Here is a 16434-nt window from a genome sequence, read left to right on the forward strand (position 1 = left end):
AAACAGTGGCGCACAAAAAAGGTGGCTGCCGGCCCCCGGCAACCACCTTTTTCAACGCCCGGGCTTACTCGCCGTAGACGTCGAAATCGAAGTACTTGTCCTGCACTTGCTTGTACTTGCCGTTGGCACGGATCTCGGTGATGGCCTTGTTGAATTTCCCGGCCAGTTCCTGATCCCCCTTGCGCACGGCAATGCCGGCACCGCCGCCGAAGTATTTCGGATCGTTGTACTCAGGGCCCACGAAGGCGAAGCCCTTGCCGGCGTCGGTTTTCAGGAAGCCATCGTCGAGGTTCACCGAATCCGCCAGCAGCGCGTCGACGCGGCCGGAGACCATGTCCAGGTTGGCTTCCTGCTGGGAGCCGTAGCGCACCAGGTCGATGCCCGCCGGCACCAGCACTTCGGTGGCGAAGCGGTCATGGGTACTGGCCCGCAGCACACCGACTTTCTTGCCCTTGAGCTCGGTCAGCGGGTCCTTGATGCTGGTGCCGGCCTTCATCACGAAGCGCGCCGGGGTGTGGTAGTACTTGATGGTGAAATCGACGTTCTTCTTGCGGTCGTCGGTGATGGTCATGGACGACAGGATGGCGTCGATCTTCTTCACTTTCAGCGCCGGGATCAGGCCGTCGAACTCCTGCTCGACCCAGGTGCACTTGGCCTGCATCTGCTCGCACAGGGCGTTGCCCAGGTCGACATCGAAACCGGTGAGCTTGCCGTCGGGGGTCTTCATCGAGAACGGCGGGTAGCCGGCTTCGATACCGATACGGATCGGCTTGGCCTCGTCGGCCGAAGCGGTGAAGGAAAACAGCGACAGTGCCAGGGCACCGAACAGCGCAAACTTGTTCATTTATAACTCCAGGAGACGGAGGCTTTTATTGGCTGGTTTCGATTGGGGGGCAAATCGAAGTGGCCAGCAGTCTAGAGCGGCTCCCGGGATGCAAATTGTGTTTATGCGACAAATACTTATAAAAAATATGCGCCCGCGATCCTCTGCCTCCTCCCTCGCCCCGGCATGATGCGTTTGCCCCTGAAAATCCCGACGTTCGCCTCAGAACGGGTCATTTTTACCGACACATCCCCGCTAGCCGCAGCCCAAGGCCGCTACCAGCGGAGTCAGCCCTTCAGCAGGCGCAGGACAGATCCGCTCCCTCGCGGCGCGGTTGCCCGGTACTGAGCTGGAAGCCCTCATCGAGCCAGCCGGTGACACCGCCGATCATCTCCTTGACCGAGTATTCCAGGGCCGCCAGCTTGACCGCCGCCTTGTTCGCGCCATTGCAGTGAGGGCCGGCGCAATACACCACGAACAGGGTGTCGCGAGGATAACCGGCCAGGTGTTCGGCGGTGAGCAAGCGCCCGGGCAGATTGATCGCCCCGGGGACATGGCCACGGGCAAAGGCTTCGGGGCCACGCACATCCACCAGGACAAAATCCACTTCACCGGCCTCCTGGCTGCTGTGGACGTCGGAACAGTCGGTTTCAAAGGTCAGGCGGTTGCAAAAATGCATCAGGGCAATGGCCGAAGGGGCGGCGGCAGTGCTGCGGACCAGGCTGGTCATGGGCGTCTCCAGAAGCTTGCGATTAAGGTGGGAAGGACTTTATAGGCCCTGCCCCACCACGCTAAAGTGGCGACCCGGACACTGACTGGTAACTTTCCGCCAAATGCACAATCACCCTGGACTGGTGGCGATTCTCGCCTACGACGGCCTTTGCACCTTCGAGTTCGGCATTGCCGTGGAGATTTTCGGCCTGGCCCGGCCGGAGTTCGATTTCCCCTGGTACCGGCAAACCATCGCCGCCGTGGACCCCGGCCCGATGCGTGCCCTGGGCGGGATCCAGGTGCTGGCCGACGGGGGCCTGGAGCTGCTGGAGCAGGCGCGGACCATCATCATTCCCGGCTGGCGCAGCCGCGAGCAGGCGCCGCCGCCGAAGTTGCTGGAAGCGCTGCGCCAGGCCCACCAACGCGGTGCGCGGCTGCTGTCGATCTGCTCCGGGGTGTTCGTTCTGGCGGCGACCGGGCTGCTGGATGGTTGTAGCGCCACCACTCACTGGCGCTACGCCCGCGAGCTGGCCGAGGGTTACCCGAATATCCGGGTGGACCCGGATGTGCTCTATGTCGATGCCGGGCAACTGATCACTTCCGCCGGCAGCGCCGCCGGTATCGATGCCTGCCTGCACCTGGTGGCCCGGGATTTCGGCACCCAGGTGGCCAACAGCGTGGCCCGGCGCCTGGTGATGTCGCCGCAACGCACCGGCGGCCAGGCGCAGTTCATTCCCGCACCGGTCAGCCGTACCCCGCGCAGCGACCTGTCGCGAGTCATGCAATGGGCCCGGGAGCGCCTGCATCAACCGCTGAGCGTGAGCGAACTGGCGGCCCGGGCGCTGATGAGCGAACGCACCTTCCTGCGGCGTTTCCACGACGCCACTGGCGCCTCGCCCAAGGCCTGGCTGCAGCATGAACGGCTGGCCCGGGCCAGGGAACTGCTGGAAAGCGGCAGCGAGAGTACCGAAAGCATTGCCCTGCGCTGCGGTTATCGCTCGGTGGAGAGCTTTCGCGTGGCCTTTCGCGGCCTGGTGGGCGTACCGCCGTCGGTGTACCGCGAACGCTTCGGCCGCGGCCTGGAAAGCACCACACCACCGCGCCCGTCGTAGGAACCGGCTTGCCGGCGAAGGGGGCGACGCTGGTCCGGCGGCGTCCATCCCGACGCTTTCGCGGGCAAGCCCGCTCCTGCAGAAGAGACGTGCAGGAGCGGGATGCAATCGGTCGACGCGGGTCCGGCGGGGCGTCAGTCCTGGGGTTTGCGCAGCAGGTAGGTGTCCATGATCCAGCCGTGGGTCTGCCGGGCCTGCAGGCGCACACGACGGATTTCATCGGCCACCTGGTCCAAGGGGCCGCTGATGAGGATTTCATCCGCGGTGCCCAGGTAGGCCCCCCAGTAGATGTCCAGGCCCTGGTTGCGCAGGTGGCGGTAGGAGTCCTCGGCGTCGAGCATCACCACCAGGCTGTCGGCGGAACCGGCCTGCCCCGCTGCCAGGCGGCGTCCGGTGGTGATTTCCACGGAGCGGCCAATGCGGTTCAGCGGCACTTTGTGCCGGGCCGTCAGGGCCTGGACACTGGTGACGCCGGGGATCACTTCGTACTCGAACGACGCCGCGCCGCTGGCCAGGATCTGCTGCAGGATACGCAAGGTGCTGTCGTACAGCGCCGGATCGCCCCAGGCCAGAAAAGCGCCGGTTTCACCGTCCGCCAGTTCCTGGTTGATCAGCCGCTCGAAGACCTGCTGCTTGTCGCGGTTCAGGGTCTGCACACTGGCCTGGTAGTCCACGTCGCCGCGCTCGCGCTCGGGGTTCTGCGCCTCGACGTAACGAAAGGGCCGCTCGGTGAGGTAGCGCTCGCACAGCTCGCGCCGCAGGTCGATCAGGGAATCCTTGCTCGGCCCCTTGTCCATGAGGAACACCACGTCGCTGCGGTTCAGCGCCTTGATCGCCTGGATCGTGATGTAGTCGGGGTTGCCGGCGCCGATGCCGATCACCAGGAGGGTTTTCATGGGCTTGCTCTCGCTGTTTTGCCAGCGGGCCAGTATGCGGCGCTTTGGCCTGATGAGAAATGCTTCTGTAGCCCTCTGGGGCGGCGGGCATCGGCGCGGCGAAAGGTGGCCTGGGGCCGTTGCATGTCCGGCGGGAGATGGCCAGGCAAGGCCCCCGAGGCCTTTGCGCAGCCTCGCGGGCTCGGCAGCGGCTACCGGGATGGCGTCGGGGGGCCGGGCAGGCGCAGGCGCCAGCGGCCGGCGTGGCTCAGGTCGAGCCGGGACAGGGGCTCGATGTCGATCTGGTTGAAGCTGGCCAGCGGCGCCTGCAGCACCTGCACCAGCACGGCGCGGATGACGAACGGATGGGTCACCGCCAGCCAGTGGCCCGGGCGCTGCGCCATGACCTCCAGCCATTGCGCCACGCGCTGGCACAACTGGGCCAGGGATTCGCCTCCCGGTGGCGCCAGCTGCGGGTCCCTGAGCCAGGCCTGCAGCGCCTCGGGTTCACGCTCTTGCAGTTCATCGATGCGCAGCCCCTGCCAGGCGCCGAAATCACAGTCGCGCAAGGCGTCCTGCACCTCATGCTCGGCGCTGAACAGCTGGGCGCTCTGGCGGGTGCGCAACTCGGGCCCGCACAACACCCGGATGCTGCGCTTGAAATCACCGGCACGGCTCAGGGCCTGGGCTTGCCAGTCCAGCTCCAGGGGTTCGTCCCGGGGAAAACGCGCCAGCTTCTGGGCGGCGGTACGGGCATGGCAGATCAGGGTCAGACGGGTGGCCTGCACGGTGTTTACTCTGGCGTTATCGATTGGCAAACCTACACGGGCCGCGCAGATGCAACATCTTTGCTGCAACCGCCTCCAAGGTTCATTGCAAAACAGCACGCCGGTGCCTGTCCGGTGCGGTCGCGCCACTGTATTCGGCCTGCTCGGCGTAAGCCAGACCCTGTTTCGATCGCTCCCCTACGTCCCGCACCGTGGCTTCCCGCCCCGCCAACAACAGATTCCCACCTGAAACCGCCCCATTTCAGGGCAATTTGATATCAGAGGAAAATTCACTAGACATGTAGCGTCTATTACATAAATATCCATTTCGCCATTTTATGAAATAAAAACGACATCACTTTCCAAGGCACCCCGATGCCCTCTCTCAGAGACCTGATCACCGACCCCGCCCTCGACCTCACGCCCTCCGAGCGCAAGGTCGTGCGGGCCCTGCTCGATCACTACCCGCGCAACGGGCTGGGGCCGATGTCACGCCTGGCGGAACACGCCGGGGTCAGCGATCCGACCATCGTGCGCCTGGTGAAGAAGCTCGGTTTCAGCGGCTACGGCGAATTCCAGGAAGCCCTGCTCAGTGACATGGACGACCGCCTGCGCTCCCCCAGCACCCTGCTGCGCCCGCGTTCGCAAGTGGCCCAGGGCGATACCTGGGGCCGCTACCTGGCCGACAGCCAGCGCGTACTGCAGGACACCCAGGCCCTGACCCAGCCCGAAGACATCCGCGTGCTCATGGACTGGCTGCTGGACAGCCGGCATTCGGTGTACTGCTTCGGCGGCCGCTTCAGCAGCTTCCTCGCCCTCTACCTGTTCAACCACCTGCGGCTGATGCGCCCGGGCTGTTTCTTCCTTGACGACAACGCCCAACTGCCGGACCGCCTGTTCGATGTCCAGCGCCAGGACCTGGTGCTGCTGTTCGACTACCGCCGCTACCAGTCCCAGGCCATGCGCGTGGCCAGCGCGGTCAAGGCACGCAACGCCCGGGTGGTGCTGTTCACCGATATCTATGCCTCGCCGCTGCGGGAGCTGGCGGACCTGGTCATCAGTGCACCGGTGGAATCCTTGTCGCCATTCGACACCCTGGTGCCGGCGCTGGCCCAGGTCGAGGCGCTGGTCGCCTGCCTGACCCCGCGCAGCCCTCATCTTGATCAACGCCTGGAGGGCATCGATGCCCTGCGGGCGGAATTTGCTACCCATGTGCTGGAGGAAAAATAAGGATGTTCAGCCTGCCCCACCGTTCGCCCCGGGACCTGCCCTTCGTCGTCGACCACACCGCCCTGCTGCTGGTGGACATGCAGCGGGCGTGGCTTGAACCGCAGTTCGACCCGCACCTGCAAGGGCCCGAGGGCGAGGCCTTTCTCAAGCGCGCACGAGAGCGGGTGATCCCCAACCAGCAACGGCTGCTGGCGGCGGTGCGCGAGGCGCGGCAGAACGTGCTGCACACCATTATCGAAAGCCTGACCGCCGATGGCCGTGACCGCTCCCTGGACCACAAGCTGTCGGACATGCACCTGCCCAAGGGCAGCCCCCAGGCGGCGATCATTGCCGAGCTCGAGCCGGTGGAAAACGAGATCGTGCTGCCCAAGACCTCCTCCGGGGTGTTCAACTCCACCAACATCGACTACGTGCTGCGCAACCTGGAAACCCGCCACCTGATCATCGCCGGGATCGTCACCGACCAGTGCGTGGACATGGCCGTGCGCGACGCCGCCGACCGCGGCTACCTGGTGACCCTGGTGGAAGATGCCTGCGCCACCTACGGCGATACCCGGCACCAGGCCTGCCTCAACGCAATCAAGGGCTACTGCTGGATCACCGACACCGACACCGTGCTCGGCCGCCTGCGGGAGATCCGCGGATGAGCCGGGGCCAGGGCATCGAGGCCCTGACCCCGGTGGCCATGACCAGCATCGTCACCACCGACCTGATCGGCGTCACCCGTGGCCGCTCCTTTCCCAGCGACGAACTGGAGCGCTACAAGGTCGGCGGCTGCGGCTGGGTGCCGGCCAACAGCGCGCTGACGCCCCAGGACCTGATCGCCGAGGACAACCCCTGGGGCGCCTATGGCGACCTGCGGCTGATCCCCGACCTGGACAGCCGGGTCAGTGTCGGCGCCGGGCCGGATGCCAGCGCGGCGCCGCTGGATTTCATCCACGCCGACATCTGCGAGACCGACGGCAAGCCCTGGGCGGCCTGCCCGCGCACCCTGCTGCGCAAGGAAATCGAGCGCTACCGCGAGCTGGGCATCCAGATCACCGCGGCCTTCGAGCATGAATTCAACCTCGACACCGGCACCGGCCAGCGCGAACACCTGGCCTTCTCCCTGGAAGCCCAGCGCCAGGGCGCGGCCTTCGGTGGCTGGCTGCTGGCGGCGTTGCGGGCCGCCGGCGCCGAACCGGAAATGTTCCTCCCCGAATACGGCAAGCAGCAGTACGAGATCACCTGCCGGCCGACCCAGGGCCTGGCCGCTGCCGACCGGGCGGTGAACGTGCGCGAGATCACCCGGGAAATCGCCCGGCAACTGGGGCACCGGGTCAGCTTCGCGCCCAAGACTGCCGACGACGCGGTGTGCAACGGGGTGCACCTGCACCTGAGCCTGCAAAACCTGGACGGCGAGCCACTGCTCTACGACCCCCACGCGGTGAGTGGCGACGACCTGTCGAGCCTGGGCCAGCACTGGGCCGCCGGGGTGCTCAGGCACCTGCCGGCGCTGTGCGCCTTCACCGCGCCGACGCCGATTTCCTACCAGCGCCTGCAGCCCCATCACTGGAGCGCCTCCTACGCCTGCCTGGGCCTGCGCAACCGCGAAGCCTCGCTGCGCATCTGCCCGACCCTGAGCCTGGGCGGCAAGCCGGTGGCGCCGCAGTACAACCTGGAGTTCCGCGCCCTGGATGCCACCGCCTCGCCGCACCTGGCCATGGCGGTCATCCTGATGGCCGGGCGCCTGGGCCTCGAACAGCAACGGGTGCTCAATGCGGTGACCGACAAGGCACCCTCGGACCTGAGCGCCGAGCAACGCCTGGCCAGTGGCATCGTGCCGCTGCCCAGCTCCCTGCCCCAGGCCCTGGAATGCCTGCGCGGCAACACTGAACTGCTGCAATTCCTGCCCCAGGACCTGCTGGCCACCTACTTCGCCGTCAAACAAAAGGAAGTGTCCCTGACCGAGCACCTGACCGCTGCCCAACTCTGTGAGCACTATGGACACCTGTACTAAATCCGCCGAGCTGGGGTTCTACACCGAGCCGGCCTACCGCCTGATCCGTGAAGACTCCGAGCACCCGCTGATTCTGGTGTGCGAACACGCCAGCCACTACATTCCACCGGCCCTGCACGACCTGGGCCTGGACCCGCTGGCGGCCCGCGAACACATCGCCTGGGACCCGGGCGCCCTGGAACTGGCCCAAAGCCTGTCCCAGGCCCTGGGCGCGACCCTGATCGCGGCCAATTACTCGCGCCTGCTGATCGACCTCAACCGGCCGCGCCACGCCCCCGACAGCATCCCGCTGCAAAGCGAGATCTATCAGGTGCCGGGCAACCAGCAGCTGGACGAGGCCACTCGCGAGTACCGCCGCCAGCAGCTGTTCACGCCGTTTCACCAGCGCCTGCAAAGGATCATCGACGGGCGCCTGGCCCAGGGCCGTGAAGTGCGGGTGGTGGGGATCCACAGCTTCACCCCGGTCTACTACGGGCAGCCGCGCGCGCTGGAAATCGGCGTGCTGTATGGCAGCGCCACCGACTACGCGGCGCGGATCCTCGAAGGGCTGTGGAGGCTGCCGATCAAGGTGGCGGGCAACCAGCCCTACGAGATCGATCCGTTGAGCGACATGACCGTGCCGGTGCACGGCGACGCCCGTGGCCTGGCGTCGGTATTGATCGAGGTGCGCAACGATCTGCTGCGTACCCCTGAAGCGGTGCAGCACTGGAGCGATACACTGGCGCCGCTGCTGTAGCCGCGGCGAGAGGAAGGTTTCACCGGCGCGCCCCGAAGGACTCACCCTGCGCGCCAAAACGCTGTTTGCAGGACCGGTACAACAACTAGAAAAACCACTGTGGTGTGTCTTTAAACCCTGCCAGGTTCAAACACGAAAGCGCGGCCCGAGGTGTCAATGACGACCCGCAGGGCCCCGCCTTTACCCACTTACACAGGCTCAAGGAGAACGGCTTCATGGAGATTGAAGAATTCGGCTACAAACAGGAACTCAAGCGCGGGCTGAGCCTGCGTGACCTGGTGGTCTACGGGATGATTTTCATGATTCCCATCGCCCCGTTCGGGGTCTACGGCTACGTCAACCAGGAAGCCCCGGGCATGGTGCCCCTGGCCTACATCATCGGCATGGTGGCGATGGTCTTCACCGCCCTGAGCTACGGCGCCATGGCCCGCGCCTTTCCCATCGCCGGTTCGGTGTATTCCTACGCCCAGCGCGGCCTCAACCCCCATGTGGGCTTTCTTGCCGGCTGGCTGATGCTCCTGGACTACCTGCTGATTCCGCCGCTGCTCTACGTCTACGCGGCCATGGCGCTCAACCACCTGTACCCGGAAGTGCCCAAGGTCGGCTTCATCCTGGCGTTCCTGGTCAGCGCCACCTTCGTCAACCTGCGCGGCATCACCTTCACCGCGCGGATGAACATCCTGTTCCTGCTGGCGCAACTGGCGGTCCTGGGGATCTTCCTGTTCTACGCCTGGAATGCCCTGCACGGTGGCGCCGGCAACGGCCAGCTGACCCTGGCGCCGCTGTACAACCCGGAGAACTTCCACTTCGGCATGCTGATGCAGGGCGTCTCGATCGCGGTGCTGTCGTTCCTCGGCTTCGATGCCATCTCCACGCTCGCCGAAGAGGTCAAGGGCGACCCGGGCCGCAGCGTCGGCCGCGCCGCGCTGATCACCCTGGTGGTGATGGGCGCGATCTTCGTGGTACAGACCTGGATCGCCACCGACCTGGCCGCCGGCATGGGCTTCAAGTCCGCCGACACCGCCTTCTATGAAATCGCCGAACTGGCCGCCGGCAGCTGGCTGGCGACTCTCACCGGAGTGGCCACGGCGCTGGCCTGGGGCGTGGCGGTGGCCATCACCTCGCAGGCCGCGGTATCGCGCCTGCTGTTCGGCATGGCCCGCGACGGCAAGCTGCCCAAGGTGCTGGCCAAGGTCCACCCCAAGCACAACACCCCGCACATCAGCATCTACCTGGTGGCGGTGCTGTCGCTGCTGATCTGCTACCTGTTCATCAACTCGGTGGACACCCTGACCTCCCTGGTCAACTTCGGCGCCCTGAGCGGCTTCATGCTGCTGCACATCACCGTGATCAATTTCTACTGGCGCCGGCAGAAGTCCGGCCAGGTGGTGCGCCACCTGATCTGCCCGGTGATCGGCTTCGTGATCGTCAGCGCCATCATGTACAACATGGGCGTGGATGCGCAGAAACTCGGCGCCATCTGGATCCTTGCCGGGCTGATCTACCTGTTCCTGCTGAACAAGCTGGGCAGCGGTGCCGCCCTGCCCGACCCGCTCAAGCACTAGTTGCACCCGCGCGGCGCCCCAGGGCGTCGCGCCAACCCCGGCGCTGCCAGCAAGAGCGGCCCGGGGACTGGCCGCCGGATGCCGCGGCCATGGAACTGCGTGGTAACCGACAGTGATGTCTGGCCAGTGCCTGCCCCCCGGGGCAAGCGGCCCTTGATACAGGAGTACACCCATGCTGGCCTTGCGTCCGGTGGCGTTATCCGATCTGCCCCAACTGCGGCGCCTGGCCCGCGAACGTCTGCTGGGCGTCACCTCCCTGGTGGATGACGAAACCTGCCTGCGGGACAAGATCCTCGATTCCCAGGCCTCCTTCGCCAAGAGCGAGGCCAGCCAGGGCCCGGAGAACTATTTCCTGGTGCTCGAGGACCTCGACAGCGGCCAGTTGCGCGGCTGCTCGGACATCCTCGCCACTGCCGGTTTTGCCAGCCCGTTCTACAGCCTGCGCAACCGCCCGTTCATCAGCAGTTCCCGGGAGCTGAACATCCAGCACGGGGTGCCTACCCTGTCGCTGTGCCACGACCTCAGCGAACAGACCCTGCTGCGCAGCTTCCATGTCGACCCGCCGCTGGGCGGTACGCCACTGGCCCAGCTCACCTCCCGCGGGCGGTTGCTGTTCATCGCCGCCCACCCCCGGCGCTTCGCCGACAGCTGCATCAGCGAGATCGTCGGCTACAGCGACGCCAACGGCGAGTCGCCGTTCTGGCAAGCCGTGGGCCAGCACTTCTTCGACCTGCCCTATGTCGAGGCCGAGCGCCTGTGCGCCCTGCAGGGCCGCGGCTTTCTCGCCGAACTGATGCCCCAGTACCCGCTGTACATCCCGATGCTGGCGCAGGCGGCCCAGGACTGCATCGGCCAGGTTCACCCGGATGCCCGGGAGGCCTGCCAGATCCTGATCGACGAAGGCTTCGCGCCGACCCAGTACGTCGACCTGTTCGATGCCGGGCCGACCCTTCAGGGGCGCAGCCACCAACTGCGCTCGATCGCCCAGAGCCGGGTCGCCACCAGTTACCCCAGCCCCCAGAGCGGCCAGGGCCAGCAGTGGCTGCTGAGCAACGAGCGGCTGCAGGGCTTTCGCGCCATAGTCGCGGCGCTGGACACCGCCCCGGGCGCTGAAATCGGCCTCGACCCGGCCATGTTCCAGGCCCTGCAACTGGCGCCGGGCGAGCCGGTACGGAGCGTTGCCTTATGAACCGGCCCCTGTTGCCCCCCTGCCCGGCGTCATTGCCAGGAGCCCGCCAATGATCGTCCGTCCGATCCGCGTCACCGATCTGCCGGCGGTCTTGAGCCTGCTCGAAGGCAGCTGTCGCGAACTGAACAACCTGTCCACCGACCCCGAGCGCCTGGCCCATCGGGTGCGCTGGGCGCAGCGAACCTTCGCCAACCAGGTGGAGCGGGCCGATGCCGACTACCTGTTCGTCATGGAAGATGACGAGCAGCAGGTGATCGGGGTCTGCGGCCTGAGCGGCGCCATCGGCCTGCGCGAGCCCTGCTACAACTACCGGGTCGGCACCACCCACGGCAGCGCCCCGGTGCTGGGCATCGAAAAGCACATTCCGACCCTGTTCCTGTGCAACGAGATGACCGGGCAGTCGCTGCTGTGCTCGCTGTTCCTGCGCCGCGATCACCGCCAGGGCTACACCGGCCGCCTGCTGTCCACCGCGCGCCTACTGTTTGTCGCCGAATTCCCCCGGCTGTTCGGCGACAAGCTGGTGGCCGAACTGCGCGGCCAGCTCGACAGCCAGGGCCGCTCGCCGTTCTGGGACAGCCTGGGGCGGCACTTCTTCAAGATGGGTTTCCAGCAGGCCAATCGCCTGTCCAGCCACGGCAGCAAATCCTTCATCGCCGAACTGATGCCGCGCCAGCCGCTGTACACCTGCCTGCTCAGCCCCCAGGCGCAGGCCGCCATCGGCCAGGCCCACGCCAGCACCGAACAGGCGGTGAGCATCCTGCGCGACGAAGGCTTCAGCCATCAGGGCTGCATCGACATCTTCGATGGCGGGCCGCTGATCGAGGCCGAGGTGGCGAAGATCCGCAGCGTGCGCGAAAGCCAGACCCTGCCCCTGCTGGTGGGCACTCCGGACGCACAGGCGCCGGTGTGGCTGATCCACAACCGGCGCCTGGAAAGCTGCCGCATCACCGCCGCCCCCGGGCGCCTGGTTTCGGGTTGCCTGCTGGTGGACCGGCTGACCGCCAAGCGCCTGCAACTGCAGCCGGGCGACTCGGTACGGGCGGTGCCGCTGCTGGCCTGCGAGTCACGCACGGCCCTGCACGCACAGCGGCACCTGGCCCCGCAAAGCGCCCTGCTCCTGTAGCCGCAGCCGCAGGCTCGGGCCGCGTTCGGAAGAACGGCCCGCAGGGGCGCGAAATCTCAAGACCGCTGAGGCGCTCGACATGAGACTGCCAAGCAAGGCCCTGCGGGCCTTTGCGCAGCCTCGCGGGCTCGGCAGCGGCTACAGAGGCGTCAGGGCGATGAATCCGGTAACACCTGGCGGCAGGCGCGACGTTGACGAACGCCGGGGCGGATGTTCATATGCCGCCCAGTTTCAGGTGCCTCCTGCCGCCGTGCAGGAGGTGAAACGGGAAACCGGTGCGCCCCTTTTCGGGCAAGTCCGGTGCTGCCCCCGCAACGGTAAGCGAGTGCTGCATTCAACAGGCCACTGTACCCAAGGTATGGGAAGGCGAATGCCGCCAGACTCGCAAGCCCGGAGACCGGCCTGTGACGTCTGTTTGGCAATCCTGCGGTGGGCGGGCATGGGCCGGTATGGTCGCGTGCCCGTGGCCGATACCCTCTCCTGCGTGCTTCCCGAAGACACTTTCGAGAAGACCAACAATGACAACACCTGACACTATCCTTGCACGCGACTGGCGTGCACCTGGCCGCACCATGAGCGGCGCCCTGCTCGGCTGCCTGTTCAGCCCCCTGCTGCTGGCGGACGACAGCCCCCTGACGCTGGACCGGCAATTTGTTTCCGCCCCCTCGGTGGAGTCCACCACGGTGGCCGAAATGGCCCGGTACGGCAGCAAGGTGGAGATCATCGACCGCCAGCAGATCGAACGCGCCGGCCCCAGCAGCGACATCACCCGGGTCCTGCAGATGTACGTGCCGGGGCTGTATGTGGCGCCCAAGAATGGCCCCTTCGACTACGGCACCTACTCCCTGCTGGGCGGGCGCAACGACGACACCCTGATCCTGCTGGACGGCGTGCGCCTGAACAACCGCCTGTACGGCGGCCTGTACCTGGATACCCTGCCGGCCAACGCCATCGAGCGCATCGAGGTGCTCAAGGGTGGCCAGAGCCTGCTGTTCGGTACACAGGCGGTGTCCGGGGTGATCAACATCGTCACCCGCAGCCCGCAGACCCGCGACGTCTCCGGCGAGGTCAACCTGGGCCTGGACAGTTTCGTGGGCAGGAGCGGCGACGCCCGCGCCGAGCAAATCCTCAGCAACGGCCTGGGCGAGCTGGGGCTGTTGGCCTATGTCAGCCACAACGTCTCCGATGGCTACCAGCCATTTCGCAACAACGCCTACAACGCCAACACCCGGGACAAAAAACGCAGCTATGAAGTGACCACCTTCGGCGCCAAGGCGATCCAGGGCCTTGGCGACGCTTCGCGGCTGGAACTGTTCTACCAGTACAGCGACGCCAACCTGGATTTCGCCCGCCCGGTGAACAACCGGAAAACCACCAACGACCGCATCCAGCAGATCGCCACCGCGACCTTCGAGCAGCGCCTGGACGAAGGCTTCAGCTACTTCGTCAAGGGCCATGTCAACGACTGGGACACCCGCTACACCAGGATCGACAGCCTCGACGACGCCAGCCTCAAGGTGCGCAACCACAACGACTACTGGGGCTTCACCGACTGGGGCCTGCAGGCCGAGGGCAAGGCCGAGCTGGACGGCGGCCACGTGCTGGTATTGGGCACCGACAACCAGTGGTTCAAGGGCCAGGACGACGTGCTGAAGATCGATAACAAGCAGGCCCAGGCCAATGCCCTGTACACCCAGCTGCGCCCGGTGTTCGACGCCCTGCCCGACTGGCACCCGAGCCTGGGCGTGCGCCACGAGAAAATCAGCGGCGGCGAGAGCGCCACCGTGGGCATGCTCACCTCGCTCTACGACCTGACGCCCCACTGGCAACTGCGCGGCCAGTACGGCAGCGCCTTCAAGCTGCCCAACGCCGAGCAGCTGTACGCCAACGAGGACTACGAAAAAGGCAACCCCGACCTCAAGCCGGAAAAGAGCCTCAATGCCGAGCTCGGCCTGGACTACAAGGGCAGCCTGCTGGCCGGCGAACTCAACGCCAGCGTCAGCGCCTTCCACCGCAAAATCGACGACCTGATCACCCTCGACGCCAACGATGTCTGGAGCAACGGCCAGGGCCGGATCAAGGTGCGCGGCATCGAACTCGACGGGCGCTGGCAGTTCAGCCCGCAATGGACCCTGCAGGCGGACATGACCCGCAACCTGTTGGAGTCGCGCAACGGCGTGACCCTGAGCAACATCCCCGGTTTCTTCGCCCGTTCGCGGCTGGGCTTCGAAGCCCTGGACCGGATGTGGGGCGTGGGTGGTGCGGTCCGCTACATCGGCCAGATCGACAGCCCGAAGAACGTCGACTACGGCCACTATTCGGTGGTCGACGCCGATGCCTATCGCTACCTGGATACGGCCCAGCAGCACCGCCTGAGCCTGCTGGTGGAGAACCTGTTCGACCGCGACTACAGCACCAGCATGACCAGCACCTCGCCCTCGGTGGACAACCTGGGGCGCCCCTTCACCACCGAAGTGCGCTACACCTACCGCTTCTGAGGCCGACCGACATGCATGAGAACTATCAACGGGTGCTGTTCGTCGGCCCCGGCCTGCACGGCGGCGCCCTCGGCGAAGCCTTTCGCAAGGAGCTCGAGGCCCTGCGCGGCGACGGCGCCGACACCCGGGTGATCGACACCCTGGACGGCTTCGACAGCCTCTGGGCGGCGCTGGGCGAAGCCCTGCCCGAGGACGGCGCGAAGCTGCTGGTGGTGGACCTGGAACCCAGCTCCGACAGTGCCTACCTGGACTGGCTGCGCGATGAGCTGGGGCGCCTGGCCCAGGCCCACCCCCAGGCACCGCGGCTGTGGATCACCGCCCAGGCCCTGGGCCGGCGCGGGCTGGACGCGGCCCTGGCCTGCGCCAGCATCGGCCAGCGCGAGCGCCACCTGGCCTGCGACAACGTCAACGCGGTGCAGAGCGACCCGGACTGGTCGCGGGTGCCGCCCCATGCCCGCCAGGTGTTCCTGTGCACCGGCCCGCGCTGCGTGCGGCGCGGCGCCCTGGCGCTGTGGAAGACCCTGCGCCGCGAACTGCTGCGCCTGGAGCACATGGAGACGCCCGGTGGCGTGCTGCTGACCCGCACCGCCTGCCAGTTCCCGTGCAACCTGGGGCCGGTACTCACCGTGCACCCGGACGGCTGCTGGTACCGGGTGCGCGATGACGGCGAGGTGCTGCGCCTGGTGCAGCAGCACCTGGTCCAGGGCGAACCGGTGGCGGATCTACGGATTCCCGCGCCCTACGGAGGAACGGCGGATGCCTAGCAGACTGCTCGGCCTGCTGCTGTGGCTGACGGCCCTGCCAGCCCTGGCACACAGCTACCAGAACTGTGGCCGGACCTGGACGGTGGACGGCCCGCCCCAGCGCATCGTCGCCCTCAACCAGCACAGCGCCGACCTGCTGCTGGCCCTGGGTGCCGGGCCGTCGATGATCGGCGTCGCCTATCTGGACGACGATGGCCAGGCCCAGGCCGAAGGGCTTTACCACGGCGTGCCGGTCATCGCCCGCCAGTACCCGTCGGCAGAAGTGCTCTACAGCCTGAAACCCGACCTGGTGGTGGGCGGCTTCGCCTCGGCCTTCCCGGAAAACTTCAGCTCCCGGCAACGCCTGGGGGCCATAGGCGTGGGCAGCTACCTGCTGGAATCGGCCTGCGCCGGGCATGACCAGGACTACTTCGGGCATATCCGCCGCGACCTGCTGACCCTGGGCCGGCTGCTGCGCCAGGAGGCCCGCGCGCAGCAACTGGTGGGCCAGATGGATGCCGACCTGGAGGCCGCCGCGGCCCTGTACCGCGGGCGCCCGACGCCTTCGGTGTTCTACCTGGACAGCGAAGTCAACGGCCTGGCCAGCCAGGGCCAGCGCGGGTTTGTCGGCGTGCTGCTGCAAGCGGCCGGTGCACGCAACAGCTTTGCCGCCATCGACCGCCCGCGCCTGACCGTGGACAGCGAGACCCTGCTGGCCAACGACCCCGACGCCATGCTCCTGGCCGACGCCCTGTGGTCGCCCGCCCGGCGCAAACGCCAGCTGCTGCACAGCGACCCTGTGCTGTCGCGATTGCGCGCGGTGCGCGAAGACCGACTGATCGACATCCCCTTCGCCCGACTGGTGCCGGGCATCGCCAGCGGCCGCACCGCCCTGGAACTGGCCCGGCGCCTGCACCCCACCCACGACTGACCCCCACCCCCGTAGGAGCCGGCTTGCCGGCGAAGGGAACACCCCCGACCCCGCGGCGTACCCACAGACGCCTTCGCGGGCAAGCCCGCTCCTACAACCACCAGCGAGCCCCCCGTAGGAGCCGGCTTGCCG

15 protein-coding genes and 1 riboswitch are annotated in these 16434 nt (G+C 66.8%); of the genes, 11 read left to right on the plus strand and 4 right to left on the minus strand.

What is annotated here, in order from left to right; genetic code table 11:
• Window positions 1-64: 64 nt before the first annotated feature.
• Together AC1RCO_RS28580 and AC1RCO_RS28585 are read right to left on the minus strand one after the other, a co-directional pair.
• The gene (locus tag AC1RCO_RS28580; protein ID WP_011060550.1) at window positions 65-844 is read right to left on the minus strand and encodes an ABC transporter substrate-binding protein; all 780 of its coding nucleotides are present in this window, start codon (window positions 842-844) and stop codon (window positions 65-67) included.
• A 274-nt stretch (window positions 845-1118) separates the two neighbouring features.
• Window positions 1119-1553, minus strand: a complete 435-nt coding sequence (locus AC1RCO_RS28585) for a rhodanese-like domain-containing protein (protein WP_011060549.1) — start codon at window positions 1551-1553, stop codon at window positions 1119-1121.
• Window positions 1554-1656: 103 nt separating this feature from the next.
• On the opposite strand from AC1RCO_RS28585, the gene ftrA reads away from it, so the two are divergent.
• A complete protein-coding gene (gene ftrA / locus AC1RCO_RS28590; protein ID WP_065363556.1) occupies window positions 1657-2646 on the plus strand; it encodes a transcriptional regulator FtrA in 990 nt (329 codons plus the stop codon).
• Window positions 2647-2780: 134 nt separating this feature from the next.
• Here the strand turns inward: ftrA and cobF are convergent, their stop codons facing one another.
• Window positions 2781-3542 (minus strand): precorrin-6A synthase (deacetylating), encoded by a 762-nt coding sequence (cobF, locus tag AC1RCO_RS28595; protein WP_019093533.1) that lies wholly within the window; start codon window positions 3540-3542, stop codon window positions 2781-2783.
• A gap of 191 nt (window positions 3543-3733) precedes the next feature.
• Entirely contained in the window at window positions 3734-4309 is a 576-nt protein-coding gene (locus tag AC1RCO_RS28600) for a histidine phosphatase family protein (RefSeq protein WP_210693719.1), read from the minus strand.
• A 354-nt stretch (window positions 4310-4663) separates the two neighbouring features.
• Here AC1RCO_RS28600 and AC1RCO_RS28605 point away from each other — a divergent pair, with 354 nt between their 5' ends.
• From AC1RCO_RS28605 to AC1RCO_RS28650, 10 genes are all read left to right on the plus strand, one after another.
• Entirely contained in the window at window positions 4664-5518 is an 855-nt protein-coding gene (locus AC1RCO_RS28605) for a MurR/RpiR family transcriptional regulator (RefSeq protein ID WP_011060545.1), read from the plus strand.
• 2 nt (window positions 5519-5520) lie between these two features.
• Window positions 5521-6165: a cysteine hydrolase family protein gene (locus tag AC1RCO_RS28610; RefSeq protein ID WP_011060544.1), complete on the plus strand. Its 645-nt coding sequence runs from the start codon at window positions 5521-5523 to the stop codon at window positions 6163-6165.
• Window positions 6162-7517: a type I glutamate--ammonia ligase gene (locus AC1RCO_RS28615; RefSeq protein WP_492618280.1), complete on the plus strand. Its 1356-nt coding sequence runs from the start codon at window positions 6162-6164 to the stop codon at window positions 7515-7517. Before AC1RCO_RS28610 ends, AC1RCO_RS28615 begins: the two co-directional genes overlap by 4 nt.
• The gene (locus AC1RCO_RS28620; protein ID WP_492618281.1) at window positions 7501-8253 is read left to right on the plus strand and encodes an N-formylglutamate amidohydrolase; all 753 of its coding nucleotides are present in this window, start codon (window positions 7501-7503) and stop codon (window positions 8251-8253) included. The genes AC1RCO_RS28615 and AC1RCO_RS28620 overlap by 17 nt, the downstream gene beginning before the upstream one ends.
• Before the next feature lie 215 nt (window positions 8254-8468).
• Entirely contained in the window at window positions 8469-9818 is a 1350-nt protein-coding gene (locus AC1RCO_RS28625) for an APC family permease (protein WP_161467250.1), read from the plus strand.
• A gap of 172 nt (window positions 9819-9990) precedes the next feature.
• Entirely contained in the window at window positions 9991-11007 is a 1017-nt protein-coding gene (locus tag AC1RCO_RS28630) for an arginine N-succinyltransferase (protein WP_492575800.1), read from the plus strand.
• A 49-nt stretch (window positions 11008-11056) separates the two neighbouring features.
• The gene (locus AC1RCO_RS28635) at window positions 11057-12130 is read left to right on the plus strand and encodes an arginine N-succinyltransferase (RefSeq protein WP_492618282.1); all 1074 of its coding nucleotides are present in this window, start codon (window positions 11057-11059) and stop codon (window positions 12128-12130) included.
• A gap of 216 nt (window positions 12131-12346) precedes the next feature.
• A riboswitch (cobalamin riboswitch) is annotated at window positions 12347-12550 on the plus strand.
• Between the two features lie 152 nt (window positions 12551-12702).
• Window positions 12703-14628: a TonB-dependent receptor plug domain-containing protein gene (locus AC1RCO_RS28640; protein WP_492618323.1), complete on the plus strand. Its 1926-nt coding sequence runs from the start codon at window positions 12703-12705 to the stop codon at window positions 14626-14628.
• An 11-nt stretch (window positions 14629-14639) separates the two neighbouring features.
• A complete protein-coding gene (locus tag AC1RCO_RS28645; protein ID WP_053150508.1) occupies window positions 14640-15392 on the plus strand; it encodes a (2Fe-2S) ferredoxin domain-containing protein in 753 nt (250 codons plus the stop codon).
• Window positions 15385-16302: an ABC transporter substrate-binding protein gene (locus tag AC1RCO_RS28650; RefSeq protein ID WP_125063419.1), complete on the plus strand. Its 918-nt coding sequence runs from the start codon at window positions 15385-15387 to the stop codon at window positions 16300-16302. Before AC1RCO_RS28645 ends, AC1RCO_RS28650 begins: the two co-directional genes overlap by 8 nt.
• Window positions 16303-16434: the final 132 nt, after the last annotated feature.

It is taken from the genome of Pseudomonas sp. GW823-FHT03E05 (genome assembly GCF_058796855.1).